The following is a 16,435-nucleotide window of genomic DNA, read 5'->3' as shown; positions in this document are numbered from 1 at the left end:
CCATGACCAAATTCGTTCGTACCTTCGTTTTTCTGATCGCCTGCCTGGGCGGCCTGCTTTCCCAGGCGCCGTTCGCCACGGCGCAGGAGCCGGTCGAGGCGGACCGCATCGTCGCCGTCGTCGGTTCCGACGTGATCACCTATGTCGAGTTGCGCAGTCGCCTCGCGGCGGCGCTCAAGCAACTGCAAAAGCAGGGAACGCCGCTGCCGCCGCAGGATGTCCTGGAGCGCCAGATGCTCGAGCGCCTGATCATGGATCGCGCGCAACTGCAGTACGCCAAGGATTCGGGCATGCGGGTCGACGATATCCAGCTCGATCAGGCGATCGGCCGCATCGCGGCAGGAAACAAGATGAGCGTTCCGGAATTCCGGGCGGCGCTGGAGAAGGATGGCGTCCAGTACGCCAGCTTCCGGGAAGACATTCGCAACGAAATGGTCTCGGTTCGCCTGCGCGAACGCGAGGTCGATAGCAAGCTGGTCATCTCCGACGGCGAGATCGACAACTACATCGCCAACCAGGCCGCTTCGGGCAGCAGCGAGGAGTATCAGCTGGCCCACATCCTGTTGCGCGCCCCGGAATCGGCCAGCCCGGAACAGTTGCAGAAGCTGCGCCTGCGCGGCGAACAAGCGCTCAAGCGGGCGCGTGCCGGCGAAAACTTTGCCGAACTGACCGCCGCCTTTTCCGATGCGCCGGATGCCCTGCAGGGAGGCGATCTCGGCTGGCGTCCGCTGAGCCGTCTGCCCAGCCTGTACGCCGAGGTGGCGGGGCGCCTGCAGCAGGGCGAGGTCAGCGAGCTGCTGCGCTCCTCGGCCGGTTTCCACGTCGTCAAGCTGGTCGGCAAGCGGGGCGGCAGCATGCCGGCCTCGGTCCAGCAGACCAAGGCCCGCCATATCCTGATCCGCGTCAACGAAGTGGTGTCCGAGGCCGAGGCGCGGCGCAAGCTGGAGGCCGTGCGCGAACGCATCGCCAACGGGGTCGATTTTGGCGAGCAGGCCCGCCTCTACTCGCAGGACGGTTCGGCCGCCAAGGGCGGCGACCTGGGCTGGCTCAATCCCGGCGATACGGTTCCGGAATTCGAGCGGGCCATGGATGCCTTGAAGGTCAACGAAGTCAGCGCCGTGGTCCAGTCGCCGTTCGGCATGCACCTGATCCAGGTCCAGGAGCGCCGCGAGCGCGATGTCTCGGCCGAGCGTCAGCGTGCGGTCGCCCGTCAGGCGCTGCGCGAACGCAAGATGGACGAGGCCTACCAGGACTGGCTGCGTCAGTTGCGCGACCGGACCTACGTCGAAAACCGTCTCGACGAGAAGTGATGCAACCGCGCATAGCCGTCACCAGTGGCGAGCCGGCCGGTATCGGGCCGGAGCTCTGCCTGCGGCTGGCGAACTGGTCTGACGAAGCGCACCCCGTCGTCTTGGGCGATCGCGGGTTGCTTGAAGGGCGGGCCGCGCAGCTCGGGCTGGCGGTGGCCATGCGGGATTACGCGGTGGGCAATGCGCCGCAGCCCGGCGTGCTCGACGTGCTTCACCTGCCGCTGGCGGTACCCGCCGTCGCCGGCCGGCTCGACCCGGCCAACGGGCGCCATGTCCTCGATCTGCTCGACCGGGCGCTGGCCGGCTGCGTTTCCGGCGAATTCGCCGCGATGGCGACGGCCCCGGTGCACAAGGGCGTCATCAACCAGGCCGGCGTGCATTTCACCGGCCATACCGAATACCTGGCCGACCGGACCGGCACGCCGCTGGTCGTCATGATGCTTGCCGGCGGCACGACGCGCGGTCCGCTGCGCGTGGCCCTGGCCACCACCCATCTGCCGCTGAAGGACGTTCCTTCGGCCATCACCTCGTCCATGCTGGAAGAGACGCTGCGCATTCTGCATGCCGACCTGCGTCGCAAGTACGGCCTGGCGCAGCCCCGCATCCTGGTGGCCGGCCTCAACCCGCATGCCGGCGAGGGAGGCTACCTCGGCATGGAGGAGATCGAAGTCATCACGCCGGTGCTCGACAAGCTGCGTGCCGAAGGCATGCTGCTCAGCGGTCCGCACCCGGCCGACACGATGTTTACGCCGCCGGTCCTCGCCCAGGGCGACGCCGTGCTGGCGATGTATCACGACCAGGGGCTGACGGCGCTCAAGTACGCGACTTTCGGCCATGGCATCAACGTCACGCTGGGCCTGCCGATCATCCGCACCTCGGTCGATCACGGCACCGCACTCGAACTGGCCGGCACCGGCAAGGCCGACCACGGCAGCCTGTTCGAGTCCGTCGCCGAAGCCGCACGCATGGCGCGTGCCGCGGCCCGCGCCTAGCCTCGGCGGTCGCATCGCGGCTAGCCTATTACCCAGCAGAACACACGCAAGGATAGCAACATGAAAGGCCACGTCGCCCGCAAACGCTTCGGTCAGAACTTCCTGGTCGACAGCGGCATCATTTCCGCCATCGTGTCGGCCATCAATCCGCAACGCGGCGATACCGTCGTCGAGATCGGCCCCGGCCTGGGGGCGATCACCGAACCCCTGCTGGCGCGCGTCGATCACCTGCACGTGGTCGAAATCGACCGCGACCTGATCGCCCGCCTGAAAAAGCAGCACAGCCCCGAGCGCATGACCATCCACGAGGGCGATGCGCTGGCCTTCGACTTCGCCAGCATCGGCACGAAGCTGCACCTGGTCGGCAACCTGCCGTACAACATCTCGACGCCGCTGCTCTTCCATCTCGCCGACTATGCCGAGAACGTCTACGACATGCATTTCATGCTGCAGAAGGAGGTCGTCGAACGCATGGTGGCCGAGCCGGGCGACGCCGATTTCGGCCGCCTCTCGGTGATGCTGCAGTACCGCTTCTATATGGAATGGCTGATCGACGTGCCGCCGGAAAGCTTCGATCCGGCGCCCAAGGTCGATTCCGCCGTCGTCCGGCTGATTCCCAAGCCGCCCGGCGAACTCAATGCCCGAAACCTGGACAAGCTGTCGCAGGTCGTGCTGACCGCCTTCTCGCAACGTCGCAAGATGCTGCGCAACACCCTGAAGGGCATGCTGGACGATGCCGGCTTCGCCGCCCTGGGCATCGATCCGACGCGACGGGCCGAAGATATCCCGGTCGAGGGCTACGTCCGGATCGCCAACTACCTGAGCTGACTCGAGTGCCGGCAGTGCGACAATCTGTCGCAGGCGGGGCGGGCGCCAGGCCGGCTAAAATCGCCGGCTAGCCCATCCTGCGAGTGTTCCGGCATGAACCCGTCCCTCCTCCTGATTCCCGGCCTGCTCGTTGCCGGCCTGGCCCACGCTTCTTGCGGTTCATCCTATTGCATGGTGAACACCAACTGGAACACCCAGGGGCTGTCGAACGATAGCGGGCTGCTGGTCGATCTCCGCTACTCCTACGCCAAAGCCGACCAGTGGCGGGCCGGATCAACGAAGAAAGCGACCGAGGCGCCGAGTAATTCGGGCGAGGAAATCGAGAACCGGCGAACGATCAACCAGATCGTCAACCTCAACCTCGATTACGCCATCAATCGGCAATGGGGCGTTGCCCTCGGGCTGCCCTTCGTCATGCGCGATCATGCTCACACGCTGGATGCGCAAAGCGCCGATCCGGTCGGCCAGCAGGCGAAATTCAGCGAACTCGGCGACATCAAGGTCGTCGGCAAATACAAGTTTGCCTTGCCCGACCCGGATGCAGGCGCCGGCCTGCGTTTCGGGGCCAAATTGCCGACCGGGGCGACCAACAAGGTGATGACGCCCAATTCGCCGGACGATCCGGATACGCCCTACAAGCTGGAGCGTTCAAGCCAGCCGGGCAGTGGCAGCACGGATGGTATCCTCGGTGCCTACTATTTCCAGAATCGCCCGGGCAACGATCTGGGCTGGTTCGTCAGTACTCAGATCCAGACGGCCCTGGCGATCAAGGACGGCTATCGCCCGGGCAATGAGCTGACGCTGGATGTCGGCATGCATTACGAAGTAGCCCACGGCCTCAATCTGTTGCTGCAAGCGAATGCGCTGCGCCGTTCCCGCGATTCCGGCATCAATGCCAATCCTGCATCGGGCGGCCATTCGATCAGCCTGAGTCCGGGGCTGAACTACGCCCTGACGCCGCAAGCCGCCTTGTATGCCTACATTCAGCGGCCCATCGTCCAATACCTGAATGGCGCTCCGGGCGATCCGGCATCCGGCCAACTGGCTGCCCGCTACTCTGCCACGCTGGGGTTGAACCAGCGTTTCTGAAGCGAAAGCTGGTTCCGGAAAGAAAAAACCCGCCATCGGCGGGTTTTTTGCCATCTGCTCGCCGCTTTACTTCTTGCTCGGGCAGCTGTTCATGCCGAGCAGCGTGTAGGCCGGGCACCAGCCGATCAGGCCGGTAGCCAGCGGCACGATGCCGATGTAGCCCCAGGCCGGCAGCAGGCCGGCCACGGTGGCGCCGATCAGGCCGGCGCCGGCAACGATACGCAGGGTTTTGTCGATTCCGCCAACATTTGCCATGGTGTTTTCTCCGTCAGGTTGTGTGTGGACGATGTCACTTTACCGCTGCGGCATGGCCTCGTATGTAACTGCAGTCACACAGCGGCGATTTTCTGCAGGCCGGAGCGGTCGATGATGCTCAGCTGTTCGCGGCCGAGCGTGACCAGGCCTTGCGCGGCAAATCCCTTGAGCAGCCGGCTGACGATTTCGCGCACGCTGCCCAGGTCGTCGGCAAGCTGCTGGTGGGTGACGTTCAGGGTGTTTTCGTTACGGGCCAGCAGCAGCTTGGCCAAGCGCTGGTCGAGACGGGCGAAGGCGACCTCCTCGACCAGTTGCATCAGTTCGGCGATGCGGTCGGTGAACAGGTGGAAGACGAAATCGCGGAACGGCGCATGCTCGACCAGCAGGCGGGAAAACTCGCCAACCGGCAGGGCGAGCAGCGTCAGCGGCGTTTCGGCGATGCCGCGGGCGTTGTAGTCGGTATGGGCCAGCAGGCAACTCGAGCTGATGATGCAGGAACCACCCGGTGCAACGCGGTAGAGCATCAGCTCGCGTCCGCTGGCGGCCAGCTTGATGACCTTGATGCTGCCTTCGAGCAGGAGCGGGAAGCCCTGGCAGGGCTGGTGTTCGGCGAAAACCTGGCGGCCCGCCGGCAGGTGCATGATGGCCTGGGGCTGCGTCAGCGCGGCCAGGCGTTCGGCCGGCAGGCCGGCGAGGGCCGGGTAGAGGCTGAGCAGGCGCTCGCTGGCGGCGGTCGTCGGCATGGCGCGTCAGTCGATCGTGGCCCACACCGGGGCGTGATCGGACGGGCGCTCCAGCTTGCGCGGCGCGCGGTCGACACCGGCCACCGAGCATTTTTCGGCGAGCGGCGCCGAAAGCAGGATATGGTCGATGCGCAGGCCGAGGTTCTTCTGGAAGCCGAGCATGCGGTAGTCCCACCAGGAGAAGGTTTTCTCCGGCTGCTCGAAGAGCCGGAAGCTGTCGCTCAGTCCGAGGCCGATGAAGCGCTGGAAGGCGGCGCGCTCGGGCTCGGAGCAGAGGATTTCGCCGGCCCAGCGCTTCGGGTCGTGCACGTCGCGATCGTCGGGGGCGATGTTGTAGTCGCCGCAAAGTGCCAGCTTCGGGTATTTGACCAGTTCTTCGCCCAGCCAGACCGCCAGCGCATCGAGCCAGCGCAGCTTGTAGTCGTACTTGTCGCTGCCGACCGCCTGGCCGTTGGGCATGTAGGCGCAGACGACGCGGGTGTCGCCGACGGTGCCGCTGATCAGGCGCTTCTGTTCGTCGGGGAAGTGCGGGTTGCCGCAGACCACGTCGCGGATCGGCTCGCGGGCGAGCAGGGCGACGCCGTTGTAGGTCTTCTGGCCGGAGAAGGCGACATGGTAGCCGGCCGCCTCGATTTCGGCTTTCGGGAAATTGTGGTCTTCGAGCTTCAGTTCCTGCAGGCACAGCGCATCGGGCGTGGCCGTGGCGAGCCAGTCGAGCAGGTGCGGCAGGCGGACTTTCAGCGAATTGACGTTCCAGGCGGCGATCTTCACTTGTTCGGTCCGGCGGAGGGTTTGCTGCCGTAGGGTGCGGTTTTCGGGTAGCCGGCGAGGTCGAGCAGGTTGTTGTAGGCGCCTGCCTCGATGCCGCGGAATTTCTGGCTGCCGACCTTGATCGACGGCACGAAGAGATCGCCGACCAGTTGCTTCAGCTCTTCGGCTTCTTCGGGTTTCTGGATCAGTTTTTCGGTGAACGGAACGCCGCGGGCATTCAGCAGGTCACGCGCCTGCTTGCATTCGCTGATGCAGTCGGCGGTGGTGAACAGGGTGACCGGAAAGGCCTCCATCGCCTTCCTGACGGCAAAGGGCATGTTGTCGCCGGGTTCGGCCGTGGCGCCCGCCTTGGTGACCGCCGTGGCCTTGCCCGGGGGCGGCGTGTCGGAAATCACGGTCTTGCCGCCTTCGGTCCATTTGTAGGTTTCGGCCATGGCCGCCGGGCCTGCCAGCAGCAGGCAAAGTGTCAGCAGGTAACGCATTGTCGTTCTCTCCCCGTGAACCGCTCAGGCCGCAATCATACCGCTATGACGGAGGAGCGCGTCGGGGCTGGGTTCGCGGCCGCGGAAAGCCCGGAAATTCTCCAGCGCCGGGCGCGAGCCGCCCTTGGACAGGATTTCGTCGAGGTAGCGCTTGCCGACCGTGGCATCGAACGGGCTGCCGGCCTCCTCGAAGGCCGCGTAGCAGTCGGCCGACAGCACTTCGGCCCACTTGTAGCTGTAGTAGCCGGCCGCGTAGCCGCCGCCGAAGATGTGCGAGAAGCTGTTCGGGAAGCGGTGCCATTCGGGCGGGATCAGCACGGCGACTTCCCGGCGGACTTCGGCGATCAGGTCCATGACCGATGGCGTGCCCCTCGGGTCGAATTCGGCATGCAGGCGCATGTCGAAGATCGAGAATTCGAGCTGGCGGACGGTCATCATGCCGCTCTGGAAGTTCCGGGCGGCCAGCATCTTGTCGTACAGCGCACGGGGCAGCGCGGCGCCGGTGTCGACATGGGCGGTCATGTCTTGCAGGACTTCCCATTCCCAGCAGTAGTTTTCCATGAACTGCGAGGGCAGTTCGACGGCATCCCATTCGACGCCGTGGATGCCGGAAACGCCCAGTTCCTCGCCGCGCGTCAGCAGGTGGTGCAGGCCGTGGCCGGCTTCGTGGAACAGGGTGATCACTTCGTCGTGCGTGAAGGTGGCTGGTTTGTTGCCAACTGGGCGGGCGAAGTTGCAGTTCAGGTAGGCGATCGGCTTCTGGATGCCGCCGGCGCTGCGCTTGCGCGACCGGGCCTCGTCCATCCAGGCGCCGCCGCGCTTGGTTTCGCGGGCGTAGAGATCCATGTAGAACTGGCCGACCAGTTCGCCGGCCGGCGTTTCGATGCGGTAGAAACGCACGTCCTCGTGCCATACCGGCGCGCTGTCTGCCTTGACCTTCACGGCGAACAGGCTCTCGATGACCTTGAACAGGCCGGCGACAACCTTGGGTTCGGTGAAGTATTGCTTCACTTCCTGCGCCGAGAAGGCGTAGCGCGCCTGCTGCAGCTTTTCGGAGACGTAGGCGGCGTCCCAGGGCTGGAAATCGGCGATGCCCAGTTCGTCCTTCGCGAAGGCGAGCAATTCGGCCATGTCCTTCTCGGCGAAAGGCCTGGCCTTCTTCGCCATGTCGCGCAGGAAGGCGAGCACCTGTTCCGGCGTGTCGGCCATCTTGGGCAGCAGCGAAACCTCGGCGAAGTTGGCGAAGCCGAGCATCTTGGCATCTTCCTCGCGCAATTCGAGGATGCGCTTCATCAGCGGGCCGTTGTCCCATTCCGGCTTGGAATAGCCGTTGTCGATCTCGGCGGCACGGGTGGCGTAGGCGCGGTACATCCGGGCACGCAGCTCGCGGTTCTCGGCATACTGCATGACCGGGCCGTAGGAGGGGGCGTGCAGCGTGAATTTCCAGCCTTCGAGACCGGCCTTCTGCGCGACTTCGCGGGCGGCGTCCCGGGCGTAGTCGGGCAGGCCGGCCAACAGCGCTTCGTCGGTGACGACTTCGCCGAAGGCGTTGGTCGCGTCGAGCAGGTTTTCGGAGAACTTGGCGGCCAGCTGCGACAGTTCTTCCATGATGGCCTGGTAGCGGGGCTTCTGGTCTTCCGGCAGCTCGGCGCCGCCGAGGCGGAAGTCGCGGATTTCGTTATCGACGATCTTCCGGCGTTCGGCGCTCAGGGTGGCGTATTCCGTTCCGGCCTTGAGGGCGCGGTACTTGTCGAACAGGGCCAGGTTCTGGCCGAGTTCGGTGTAGAAGCGCGAGACTTCGGGCAGCATCTCGTTGTACGCCTCGCGCCAGGCCGGCACATCGTTGACAGAGTGCAGGTGGCCGACCACGCCCCAGGCGCGGCCGAAGCCTTCCAGCCCGTCGGACAGCGCGCCGGCAAAGTCGGCCCAGGTGGCCGGAGAGCCTTCGGCAGTGAGGCGTTCGACCAGCGCGCGGCCGTCGGCGAGCAGGGATTCGATGGCCGGCTTGACGTGTTCCGGCTGGATCAGGTCGAAGCGGGGCAAGTCGGAGAAGTCGAGCAGCGGATTGTGGGCTTGGGTCATGGTCGTCGGGGGCAATAAAAACGGGCGGTCTGCGCCGCCCGTGGATTGGCGTTCAGCAGGCTATTCTACAAGGTCGCGATAGGCGTGCCACGTCGCGTGGCCGAGAATCGGCATGATCACCACCAGGCCGAAGAGCAGGGTGGCGAAACCGATCAGGGTCAGGGCCACCAGCAAGGCGGCCCACAGCAGCAAGGGGCCGGTATTGAGCAGGAAGGCGCGCAGGCTGGTCACGGTGGCGGTCGGCATGTCGGCGTCGTGGTCGAGCATCATCGGCACGGTGACGACCGAAATGGCGAAAACACACAGGGCAAGCACGCCGCCCAGGGCGAACCAGGTGCCGATGAAGGCATTGTGCTCGCCGCTGAGCAGCAGGCTGACGATGAAGGCGCGGGCATCGATCCCGGTGGAACTGCCGAGCAGGGCGAAGGCGATCGCCGAGAAACGCTCCCACATCAGGCCGACCAGCGCGAGCAACAGGCCGAAGAAAGCGAGCGATTCGCCGTTGTGGTGGAAGCACTGAATGGAATCGATGAAGAACGGTTTCCTTCCCGCCTCATGCTGGCGGCTCAACTCGTTCAGCCCGGCGGCGAGCAGCGGGGCGACCAGGAAGAAACCGGAAACCGACACCGTGAGCAGGTGCGGCCGGTTGAGCGTGGCGAGGATGATCAGGTCGCCGCACAACGCGAAGAGCAGGCCATAGGCCAGCGAAGGCAGTGGGTTGGCCTTGAGGTCATGCCAGCCGGCCTTGAGCCAGGCCAAGGGGCGGTCGGCGCCAATGTGCCGGACGGCGGGCAAGGACAAGCCGTGCGCATGGAAATCGGAAACGTGTTTCATCGCAGCCTCCGGGGTCGGGATTACGGAGGTTTGACCGGGAAGCGGGGGCGGGGTTCAGTTGCTCTGGAAAAGCTGGGCGTATGCCATCGTATTTGTGGATAGAATGTGGTGGGAGGGGCGAAAATGAGTGTGAGTCAGACAAGCATTCCAGTGCAGTCTTTGATTGGCAGTCGTATTCTGGTGCTTCGCGAGCAGCGGGTAATGCTCGATAGCGACTTGGCGGAGCTCTACGGTGTCGAGACGCGGGTTCTGGTGCAAGCGGTCAAACGTAACCAGGATCGGTTTCCGGATGATTTCATGTTCCAGCTTAATAATCAGGATGTTGCGGCTTTGAGATCACAGGCCGTGATCTCAAAGCCTGGGCGTGGTGGTCGTCGGACGGCACCTTATGCCTTTACCGAACAAGGCGTCGCCATGCTTTCATCGGTGTTGAGCAGTCCGCGTGCCATCGCGATCAACATCGAGATCATGCGTACTTTCGTGCGCGTACGCGAACTCGCCAACACGCATGGCGACTTGGCCAAGCGGCTGGGCGAACTTGAAGAAAAAAACCGAAATGCTGGCGCTGCAACAAGACAATTTCGCGCACAACACCCGTGCTCAACTGAGGCAGGTTTTCGCGGCAATTCGCGAATTGATGACGCCACCGGATGCGCCGAAGCGGCCGATTGGGTTTGTGAAACCGGAAGCCAAGGGCTAAGACAGCTTGTTGTCCAACGCCCGGGTTATTCATTGATGGATATTCGATAGTCATGCCGTACATTGCACCAGAGGTCGCAATACAGACGATTCAAGCAAAAGCCTTGGCGCGACGAAATCGTTCAATACGAAATACGGTCCTGTTGATTGGATATCTGTTGGGAATTGGAGGTGCGATTGCTTGGGTCTTGATCGAGCCAAACGCAGCACGCACATCGGGAACGAAAATGTTGGTGGGTCTGATCGTGGGCTACACTGCGGCGCTTGTATGTCTTCACTTTTTTGAAAGGAAGTTGATTCCCGTTCCGGCTCGCTGCCCCGAGTGTGGTTATGGCTGGGAAATCAAGGAAGGGCGTGGAGTTCCGCATGCGGAGATCATGGAGTATTGGTGCAAATGTCCAGGATGCGGCACGCTGATGGGCGATGAGGTTCTTGAACTGGCGGTAAAACCGACAAGCCTCGAATCCATCGTCGGGAAAGGTAAATAACCCGAAAGTTTGCGATCCCGGAGTTTCAAATTGACAAAATAAAACGCCCGCATGCAGCGGGCGTTTTTGTTGAAGCGGCTTTCGCTTACAGCGTCTTGCCGGTCAGCTTTTCGTAGGCTTCGATGTACTTGGCGCTGGTGCGGGCGATGACGTCGGCCGGCAGCTTGGGGCCGGGGGCGACCTTGCCCCAGTCCAGGGTTTCCAGGTAGTCGCGGACGTACTGCTTGTCGTAGGACGGCGGGTTCTTGCCTTCCTCGTACTGGTCGGCGGGCCAGAAGCGGGAGGAGTCCGGGGTCAGGGCCTCGTCGATCAGGTGCAAGGTGCCGGCCTTGTCGATGCCGAACTCGAACTTGGTGTCGGCGATGATGATGCCGCGGCCACGGGCGTAGGCCGAGGCTTCCTCGTACAGGCGGATGGCGGCGATGCGGGCTTCGTCGGCGAGGCCGGCGCCGTTCTTGCCGGTGCCGGCCAGCACGTCGGCGAGGTCGGCGGCGCAGTTGGCCTGGGCGGTGGCGAAGGAAACGTTTTCGTCATGGTCGCCGACGGCGGCCTTGGTCGCCGGGGTGAAGATCGGCGAGGGCAGCTTGGCGGCCATCTGGAGACCGGCCGGCAGGGCGATGCCGCAGATGGCGCCGGTCTGCTGGTAATCCTTCCAGCCGGAGCCGATGACGTAGCCGCGAACGACGGCTTCGATGGGCAGCGGGCGCAGGCGCTTGACGACGACGGCACGGCCGCGCACCTGGTCGCGCTCGTTTTCGGCGACGACGGTTTCCGGGTCGATGCCGGTCAGCTGGTTGGGGACGATGTGGCCGAGCTTGTCGAACCAGAAGTTGGCCACGGCCTGCAGTACTTCGCCCTTGCGCGGGATCGGGTCCGGGAGGACGACGTCGAAGGCGGAGAGGCGGTCGCTGGTGACGATGAGCAGCTTTTCGTCATCGACGGCGTAGATGTCGCGGACCTTGCCCTTGTTGATGAGGGGGAGGCTGGTGATGGTGGATTCGAAGAGCGGAGCGGTCACGATCGGGTTCCCGAAATGAGCAAAGGTGGGGATTATAAATTATTGCGGGGGGTTGGTTTCGTGGTTGGGGTGTTGTGCGTTTGTTCGAGCGTTGTTTTCCGCCCCGCAAGGGCGGAAAACAACGCTCGAACGAGCAGAAAACTACCAACCAGCCCTCAGACCGCCGCCCCTTCTTCCTTCGCCAGCTTCCTTCGCATCCGCCGCGTCCCCCAGGCCACCAAGCCGGCAATCACCGGAATCGAAACAGCCGTGATCACATCGGTGTTGAGGTGATGCAGTTCCTTCGTCCCCTTGGCGATGTACTGCACCAGCTGCGATCCGTAGTAGGTGAGCACGACGACGGAGAGGCCTTCGACCGCTTCCTGCAGGTGCAGCTGCAGCTTGGCGCGGCGGTTCATCTGGGCGAGCAGTTCCTGGTTCTGGCGTTCCAGTTCGATATCCACACGAGTGCGCAGCAGCTGGCTGTTGCGGGCGACGCGGGCGGAGAGTTCTTCCTGGCGGCGGGCGATGGCTTCGCAGGTGTTCATGCCGGGCAGCAGGCGGCGCTGCATGAATTCGGTGAAGGTCGGCAGGCCGGAGATGCGCTGCTCGCGCAGTTCCTCGATGCGCTGCATGACCAGGCCGTGGTAGGCGCGGGAGGCGCCGAAGCGGAAGGTGGTGCGGGCGACGGAGTGCTCGACTTCGGCGGCGAGCCGGGACAGCGAGGCGAGGATGTTGCGCTCGTCGTCGGCGCTTCGCGCCTGGCCGATGTGGTCCATCATTTCGGCGAGTTCCTTTTCGCCCTTGTACAGCCACTTGCCGACTTCCTTGGCGACGGGCAGGCCGAGCAGGGCCATCATGCGGTAGGTCTCGATCTCGACCAGGCGCTGCACGGTGCGGCCGGTCTGGCGCTGGGTCATGCTGGCGTTGAGGACGAGGAAGCGCGAGAAGCCGTTGTCGATCTTGAAGTCGGTGAAGATCCACGCCGTTTCGTCGGCGACGCGCGCCGCGACCATGGTGCGGCCGTTCGGCGTCAGGCTGGCGAGCACGGAGTCGGGGCTGATCTCGTCGGTGGAGCGCAGTTCGACGTGAGTGGCGACGATCAGCTTGCCGGGAATGCCGGCGATCCATTCGGGATGCACGGCGTCAAAGGCGGTGACGTCCGGATGCAGCTCCTCGCCGGTGGTCAGCGAGCGGAAGAAGGTGTAGCTGGAGAACTCGGTGTGCAACTCCCAGCGCATGCGGAAGGCGCCGGTGTCGATCATCATGTGCGAATCCGAACTGTCGATCGAATTGCAGACGTGGCCCTGGCACAGCTTGCCCAGGTTGTCGCGGGCCGCCGGCGCTTTCTCGGTGCTGTGCTTGAAGACCAGGTGCGAGACGAGCACCGGGCCGACCAGCGGCACCGGCGGCCGGGCGTGGAACTCGTTGTTCAGGCGCTGGCGGAGCGGGTGTTCGGTCAGTTCGGAAAGCGCGAGGCGGGGATGCATGATCGGCGTCGGAGAGGTCATGTTGCGGTGCACCAGATTGTAGCCCAACAAAATCAGCTTGCTGTGCGAGGAATCACGTAACGCCCGAATTCCTGCTCGAGGGCGATGGCCGACTGTTCCAGCAGGTACTGGCGGAAGCGCTGGCCGGCCGGCAGCAGGCGCTTGGCATTCATGTTCACCACGTACCAGGTGCGGTCGATGGGCGTGCCGATGACGTCGAGAATGCTCACCTCGGCCGTCTTCAACTCCAGCGGCAGGGTGTGCAGCGACATCAGCGCCACGCCCATGCCGGCCATCACCGCCTGCTTGATCGTTTCATTGCTGCCCATGCTGATCGTGCGCGGCGGCGTGAACAGGTGGTTCTTGAACATTTCCTCGGCGACGCGGCGCGAGCCCGAGCCTTCCTCGCGGAGCAGGAAGGTTTCGTGGCGCAGCTCGTGCATGTCGAAGCGGCGGGCGTCGCGCAGCGGGTGGTCGGCCGGGCCGATGAGGACGTAGGGGTGGCCGGCCATCGGTTCGGCGTGGGCGTCGATCTCGGTCGGGATGCGGCCCATCACGGCGAGGTCGATGGCGTTGTCCTGCAGCTTCTGGAGCAGGCTTTCGCGGTTGCCGACCGAGAACTGCACCTCGATGCCCGGGTGTTCCTGCGAGAACTTGGCGAGCAGGCGCGGCATGAAGTATTTGGCCGTGCTGACCAGGCCGACCGACAGCTGGCCGACCTCGGCGCCGAGCAGCGCCTGGAGGTGGGATTCGGCGTCCTTGATCTCGCCGAGGACGCGCAGCGCGTGGTGCACCAGCATGTCGCCCGCGTCGGTCAGCGCCACGCCGCGCCCCATGCGCTCGAACAGCGGCAGGCCGACGTTGTCCTCGAGCTGCTTGAGCTGCATCGACACGGCCGGCGGCGTCAGGTGCAGTTCCTCGGCGGCGCGGGCATAGCTCAGGTGGCGGGCGGCGACGACGAAGATTTGCAGCTGGCGCAGGGTCAGGGAGCGGACAAAGTTCATGGATGCTTGAAGGTTGGTCGGTATGGGCTCAGCGATGCCTGACTTTAGAAGCCGGGCCGGCCGGCGTCAATCAGCGTGTCAGGTTCAGGTACACCATCGGCAGCTGTTCCGGCAGGCGTTCGATGCGGTCGAGCACCCGCCAGTGGGGGCCGAAGATACGCCCGACATAGCGCCCGGCATTCGGGTCCAGGCTCAAGCAGAAGGTGGAGATGCCTTCGGCGGCGAGCGATTCGACGGCCTGCCGGGTATCGGCGATGAGGTAGTCCGGGTCGCTGACGTCGATGTCGGCCGGCTCGCCGTCGGTGAGCAGGAGCAGGATGCGCTTTTCGCTGCGCCGCCCGGAGAGGGCGTGCCCGGCATGGCGGATGGCCGCCCCCATGCGTGTCGAGTAGCCGGCCTCGACCGCCGCCAGCCGGGCCTTGACGGGTTCGTCCCAGGCTTCGGAAAACCCCTTGATATGGTGGTAGCGCACTTCGTGCCGGGAATTGGAGTGAAAACCGGCGATGGCGCAGGCGTCGCCCAGTTCGCCGATGGCCCAGGCGAGCAGGGCGACCGCTTCGCGGGCGGTGTCGAGTATGCGCTGGTCGCTGCCGGGCAGGCGGGCGTTGAGCGATTGGGAAAGATCGAGGAGGAGCAGCGCGCTGATGTCGCGGCCGTCCGTGCGGTGGCTGACGTTGATGCGCGGCTCGGGCAGCTGGCCGCTCTGCCAGTCGGTCCAGGCGCGGACCGCGACATCGAGGTCGAGTTCGCTGCCTTCTTCCTGGTAGCGCAGGCGCACCCGCTCCTGCGGCTTGAGCCGGTCGAGCAGGCGCTTCAGGCGGCGGGCGAGGACGGCGTGCTTGGCGAGCAGGCGGTCGATGTCCGCCGCCTCGCCGGCCGGGTGCAGGGCTTCGTAGACCGCCGCCCAGTCGGGACGGAAGCTCTGCGTCGCGGCATCCCATTCCGGATAGTGGCGGGGCGGCAGGCCGGCCGCTTCCGGGTCGGCCGGGGCGGGGCGCGGCTCGAAGCTTTCCTCCTCGTCGCCGGCTTCGATGAAAGTCCACAGGTGGCGGTTGTCGTCGCGGTAATCGACCTCGGTGTCGGCGAAATGCACGTTGGCGAACTGGTCGCTGGGCACCCGGGTACGCGTCGCCCAGGCCAGCGCCAGCTCGGCGACGGCGCGGGTGGAGGCCGGGCCGTCGGCAAGCAGGGCGTGCAGGCGGGTGGCGAATTCCCTGGTCGCGGCAGCGGTGTAGGGATGCTCCGGGTCGAGGCAGGCGCGCGACAGGCAGGTCAGGCGGTGGCGCAGGGTGTTGACCCGGTCGGGATCGCAGGCGTCCTCGGCCGGTTGCGGGTGCAACGCCAGCAGCAGCGGGCGCAGGCCGGGGAAGCGGCGGAGCAGGAGCAGGTCGACGCGGGCGTCTTCGAGCGTTTCCACCGCCAGGCGCTGCAGCGGGCTCCAGTTGTCGGCGACGAGCGGCCGGCTCCATTGCCGGTGGGCGGCGAGGTGGGCGAGCATGGCGCGATAGCGGCCGAGGCCGTCGATGCCGGACAGGCTGTCCAGGGCATCGGGCAGGCGCATGCCGTCGGTCGCCAGGTAGGGGCGCAGGCCGGGGGCGGCGAAGGCGGTCGAGTAGGGGACGAGCGGGCTGTCGTCGGCCCACAGTGCGCTCAGGCTCAGGGCGAGGCGGCGCTCGACGTCGGCGAACAGCGTGCCTTCGCGTTCGCGCTGCAGCATGGCCCGGCTTTCCGGCGAGGCGAGCGCGAAATAGGCGCGCTGCTGTTCCGGGTGCTCGGCCGTCAGGCGGATGCCCTGTTCCATCCAGCGGCGCAGGCCGGCCAGCGACAGCAGGCCGAGCAGGCGCGGCGCCTGGGCCAGGAAGTCCGGCAGCGAGGGGCTGGGGTGCGTCGTCTGGCGGCCGTGGATGGAGCCGGCGGTCCGCTCGGCGAGATCGAGCGCCAGCGTCTGGTAGTCGGCCAGGGCGTCGGCGCTGCGCAGGCGTTCGGCGACGGCGCCCAGCGTTTGCAGCAGCGGCGTTATGGCCGGCGCGTTGGGCGATTTCTGCAGCCGCCGGATGCTCTCCTGCAGGGTCGGCAGGATGGCCGACTGGCGCACGGCCAGCGTGGCGACCACGCGCGGCCAGCATTCGAGAAAGGCGAGCAGGGGTTCGGCGCCGCGCCCGAGCTTGCCGATGGCGCGCGCCGCGTCGAGGAAGGCCGGCAGTTCGTCGGCCGCGATGTGCTGGCGGGCGGCGGCCAGGCATTCGTCGAACACGTCGGCGACCGCCGCGAAGCCGCAGTCGAGCGCGCTCCAGGCGGCTTGCGAGTCGGCTGTGGCCATCAGCCGCCGGCGGGCGTCGGCGACGTTGCGGATGCCGGGGACGGCCATGGC

At 65.5% G+C, this 16,435-nt stretch carries 16 protein-coding genes; 6 read left to right on the top strand and 10 right to left on the bottom strand.

Translation table 11 applies throughout. The features are described from left to right. Positions 1 to 2: 2 nt before the first annotated feature. From Q0P59_RS05155 to Q0P59_RS05140, 4 genes are all read left to right on the top strand, one after another. Positions 3 to 1,310 (top strand): peptidylprolyl isomerase, encoded by a 1,308-nt coding sequence (locus Q0P59_RS05155; RefSeq protein ID WP_295004268.1) that lies wholly within the window; start codon positions 3 to 5, stop codon positions 1,308 to 1,310. Beyond that, on the top strand, positions 1,310 to 2,302 hold the full coding sequence (pdxA, locus tag Q0P59_RS05150; RefSeq protein ID WP_295004266.1) for a 4-hydroxythreonine-4-phosphate dehydrogenase PdxA: 993 nt from the start codon (positions 1,310 to 1,312) through the stop codon (positions 2,300 to 2,302). Before Q0P59_RS05155 ends, pdxA begins: the two co-directional genes overlap by 1 nt. Positions 2,303 to 2,362: 60 nt before the next feature. Then, on the top strand, positions 2,363 to 3,130 hold the full coding sequence (gene rsmA / locus Q0P59_RS05145) for a 16S rRNA (adenine(1518)-N(6)/adenine(1519)-N(6))-dimethyltransferase RsmA (RefSeq protein ID WP_295004264.1): 768 nt from the start codon (positions 2,363 to 2,365) through the stop codon (positions 3,128 to 3,130). Positions 3,131 to 3,223: 93 nt separating this feature from the next. Further along, positions 3,224 to 4,219 carry a transporter gene (locus tag Q0P59_RS05140; protein ID WP_295004262.1) on the top strand — a complete coding sequence of 332 codons (996 nt, stop codon included), beginning with the start codon at positions 3,224 to 3,226 and terminating at the stop codon, positions 4,217 to 4,219. A 66-nt stretch (positions 4,220 to 4,285) separates the two neighbouring features. Here Q0P59_RS05140 and Q0P59_RS05135 read toward each other — a convergent pair whose 3' ends face one another. The 6 genes from Q0P59_RS05135 to Q0P59_RS05110 form a co-directional block, all read right to left on the bottom strand. After that, the gene (locus tag Q0P59_RS05135; protein WP_295004260.1) at positions 4,286 to 4,474 is read right to left on the bottom strand and encodes a DUF2892 domain-containing protein; all 189 of its coding nucleotides are present in this window, start codon (positions 4,472 to 4,474) and stop codon (positions 4,286 to 4,288) included. Positions 4,475 to 4,548: 74 nt separating this feature from the next. Further along, a complete protein-coding gene (locus Q0P59_RS05130) occupies positions 4,549 to 5,217 on the bottom strand; it encodes a Crp/Fnr family transcriptional regulator (RefSeq protein ID WP_295004258.1) in 669 nt (222 codons plus the stop codon). Between the two features lie 6 nt (positions 5,218 to 5,223). Beyond that, positions 5,224 to 5,988 (bottom strand): exodeoxyribonuclease III, encoded by a 765-nt coding sequence (gene xth, locus Q0P59_RS05125; protein ID WP_295004256.1) that lies wholly within the window; start codon positions 5,986 to 5,988, stop codon positions 5,224 to 5,226. Further along, positions 5,985 to 6,470, bottom strand: coding sequence for a glutaredoxin family protein (locus tag Q0P59_RS05120; RefSeq protein WP_295004254.1), 486 nt, complete (start codon positions 6,468 to 6,470; stop codon positions 5,985 to 5,987). Before Q0P59_RS05120 ends, xth begins: the two co-directional genes overlap by 4 nt. Before the next feature lie 24 nt (positions 6,471 to 6,494). Next, entirely contained in the window at positions 6,495 to 8,552 is a 2,058-nt protein-coding gene (locus tag Q0P59_RS05115) for a M3 family metallopeptidase (RefSeq protein WP_295004252.1), read from the bottom strand. 60 nt (positions 8,553 to 8,612) lie between these two features. Continuing rightward, the gene (locus Q0P59_RS05110; protein WP_295004250.1) at positions 8,613 to 9,386 is read right to left on the bottom strand and encodes a DUF2189 domain-containing protein; all 774 of its coding nucleotides are present in this window, start codon (positions 9,384 to 9,386) and stop codon (positions 8,613 to 8,615) included. 123 nt (positions 9,387 to 9,509) lie between these two features. Here Q0P59_RS05110 and Q0P59_RS05105 point away from each other — a divergent pair, with 123 nt between their 5' ends. Next, a complete protein-coding gene (locus Q0P59_RS05105; protein ID WP_295004248.1) occupies positions 9,510 to 10,136 on the top strand; it encodes an ORF6N domain-containing protein in 627 nt (208 codons plus the stop codon). 2 nt (positions 10,137 to 10,138) lie between these two features. Then, the gene (locus Q0P59_RS05100; RefSeq protein ID WP_295004246.1) at positions 10,139 to 10,573 is read left to right on the top strand and encodes a hypothetical protein; all 435 of its coding nucleotides are present in this window, start codon (positions 10,139 to 10,141) and stop codon (positions 10,571 to 10,573) included. Positions 10,574 to 10,658: 85 nt separating this feature from the next. On the opposite strand, the gene Q0P59_RS05095 is transcribed toward Q0P59_RS05100, so the two are convergent. The 4 genes from Q0P59_RS05095 to Q0P59_RS05080 form a co-directional block, all read right to left on the bottom strand. Then, complete coding sequence (locus Q0P59_RS05095; RefSeq protein WP_295004244.1) at positions 10,659 to 11,591, bottom strand: phosphoribosylaminoimidazolesuccinocarboxamide synthase; 933 nt, start codon at positions 11,589 to 11,591, stop codon at positions 10,659 to 10,661. Between the two features lie 155 nt (positions 11,592 to 11,746). Beyond that, positions 11,747 to 13,081, bottom strand: coding sequence for a DUF3422 domain-containing protein (locus tag Q0P59_RS05090; protein WP_295004243.1), 1,335 nt, complete (start codon positions 13,079 to 13,081; stop codon positions 11,747 to 11,749). Positions 13,082 to 13,113: 32 nt separating this feature from the next. Beyond that, positions 13,114 to 14,064, bottom strand: coding sequence for a LysR family transcriptional regulator (locus Q0P59_RS05085; RefSeq protein ID WP_295004241.1), 951 nt, complete (start codon positions 14,062 to 14,064; stop codon positions 13,114 to 13,116). Positions 14,065 to 14,134: 70 nt separating this feature from the next. Then, entirely contained in the window at positions 14,135 to 16,432 is a 2,298-nt protein-coding gene (locus tag Q0P59_RS05080) for a hypothetical protein (protein ID WP_295004239.1), read from the bottom strand. Positions 16,433 to 16,435 lie beyond the last annotated feature (3 nt).

This window comes from uncultured Dechloromonas sp., from assembly GCF_945957265.1.
GTDB lineage: Bacteria > Pseudomonadota > Gammaproteobacteria > Burkholderiales > Rhodocyclaceae > Azonexus.
Note: the sequence above shows the minus strand (reverse complement) of the source record. Positions and strands in the feature narration are given on the sequence as shown.

What these genes read in the sequence shown, in the direction of transcription:
- Q0P59_RS05155 (WP_295004268.1), top strand. Translation starts at nt 3, where the DNA reads ATGACCAAATTCGTTCGTACCTTCGTTTTTCTGATCGCCTGCCTGGGC.
- pdxA (WP_295004266.1), top strand. Translation starts at nt 1,310, where the DNA reads ATGCAACCGCGCATAGCCGTCACCAGTGGCGAGCCGGCCGGTATCGGG.
- rsmA (WP_295004264.1), top strand. Translation starts at nt 2,363, where the DNA reads ATGAAAGGCCACGTCGCCCGCAAACGCTTCGGTCAGAACTTCCTGGTC.
- Q0P59_RS05140 (WP_295004262.1), top strand. Translation starts at nt 3,224, where the DNA reads ATGAACCCGTCCCTCCTCCTGATTCCCGGCCTGCTCGTTGCCGGCCTG.
- Q0P59_RS05135 (WP_295004260.1), bottom strand. Translation starts at nt 4,474, where the DNA reads ATGGCAAATGTTGGCGGAATCGACAAAACCCTGCGTATCGTTGCCGGC.
- Q0P59_RS05130 (WP_295004258.1), bottom strand. Translation starts at nt 5,217, where the DNA reads ATGCCGACGACCGCCGCCAGCGAGCGCCTGCTCAGCCTCTACCCGGCC.
- Q0P59_RS05120 (WP_295004254.1), bottom strand. Translation starts at nt 6,470, where the DNA reads ATGCGTTACCTGCTGACACTTTGCCTGCTGCTGGCAGGCCCGGCGGCC.
- Q0P59_RS05115 (WP_295004252.1), bottom strand. Translation starts at nt 8,552, where the DNA reads ATGACCCAAGCCCACAATCCGCTGCTCGACTTCTCCGACTTGCCCCGC.
- Q0P59_RS05110 (WP_295004250.1), bottom strand. Translation starts at nt 9,386, where the DNA reads ATGAAACACGTTTCCGATTTCCATGCGCACGGCTTGTCCTTGCCCGCC.
- Q0P59_RS05105 (WP_295004248.1), top strand. Translation starts at nt 9,510, where the DNA reads ATGAGTGTGAGTCAGACAAGCATTCCAGTGCAGTCTTTGATTGGCAGT.
- Q0P59_RS05100 (WP_295004246.1), top strand. Translation starts at nt 10,139, where the DNA reads ATGCCGTACATTGCACCAGAGGTCGCAATACAGACGATTCAAGCAAAA.
- Q0P59_RS05090 (WP_295004243.1), bottom strand. Translation starts at nt 13,081, where the DNA reads ATGACCTCTCCGACGCCGATCATGCATCCCCGCCTCGCGCTTTCCGAA.
- Q0P59_RS05085 (WP_295004241.1), bottom strand. Translation starts at nt 14,064, where the DNA reads ATGAACTTTGTCCGCTCCCTGACCCTGCGCCAGCTGCAAATCTTCGTC.
- Q0P59_RS05080 (WP_295004239.1), bottom strand. Translation starts at nt 16,432, where the DNA reads ATGGCCGTCCCCGGCATCCGCAACGTCGCCGACGCCCGCCGGCGGCTG.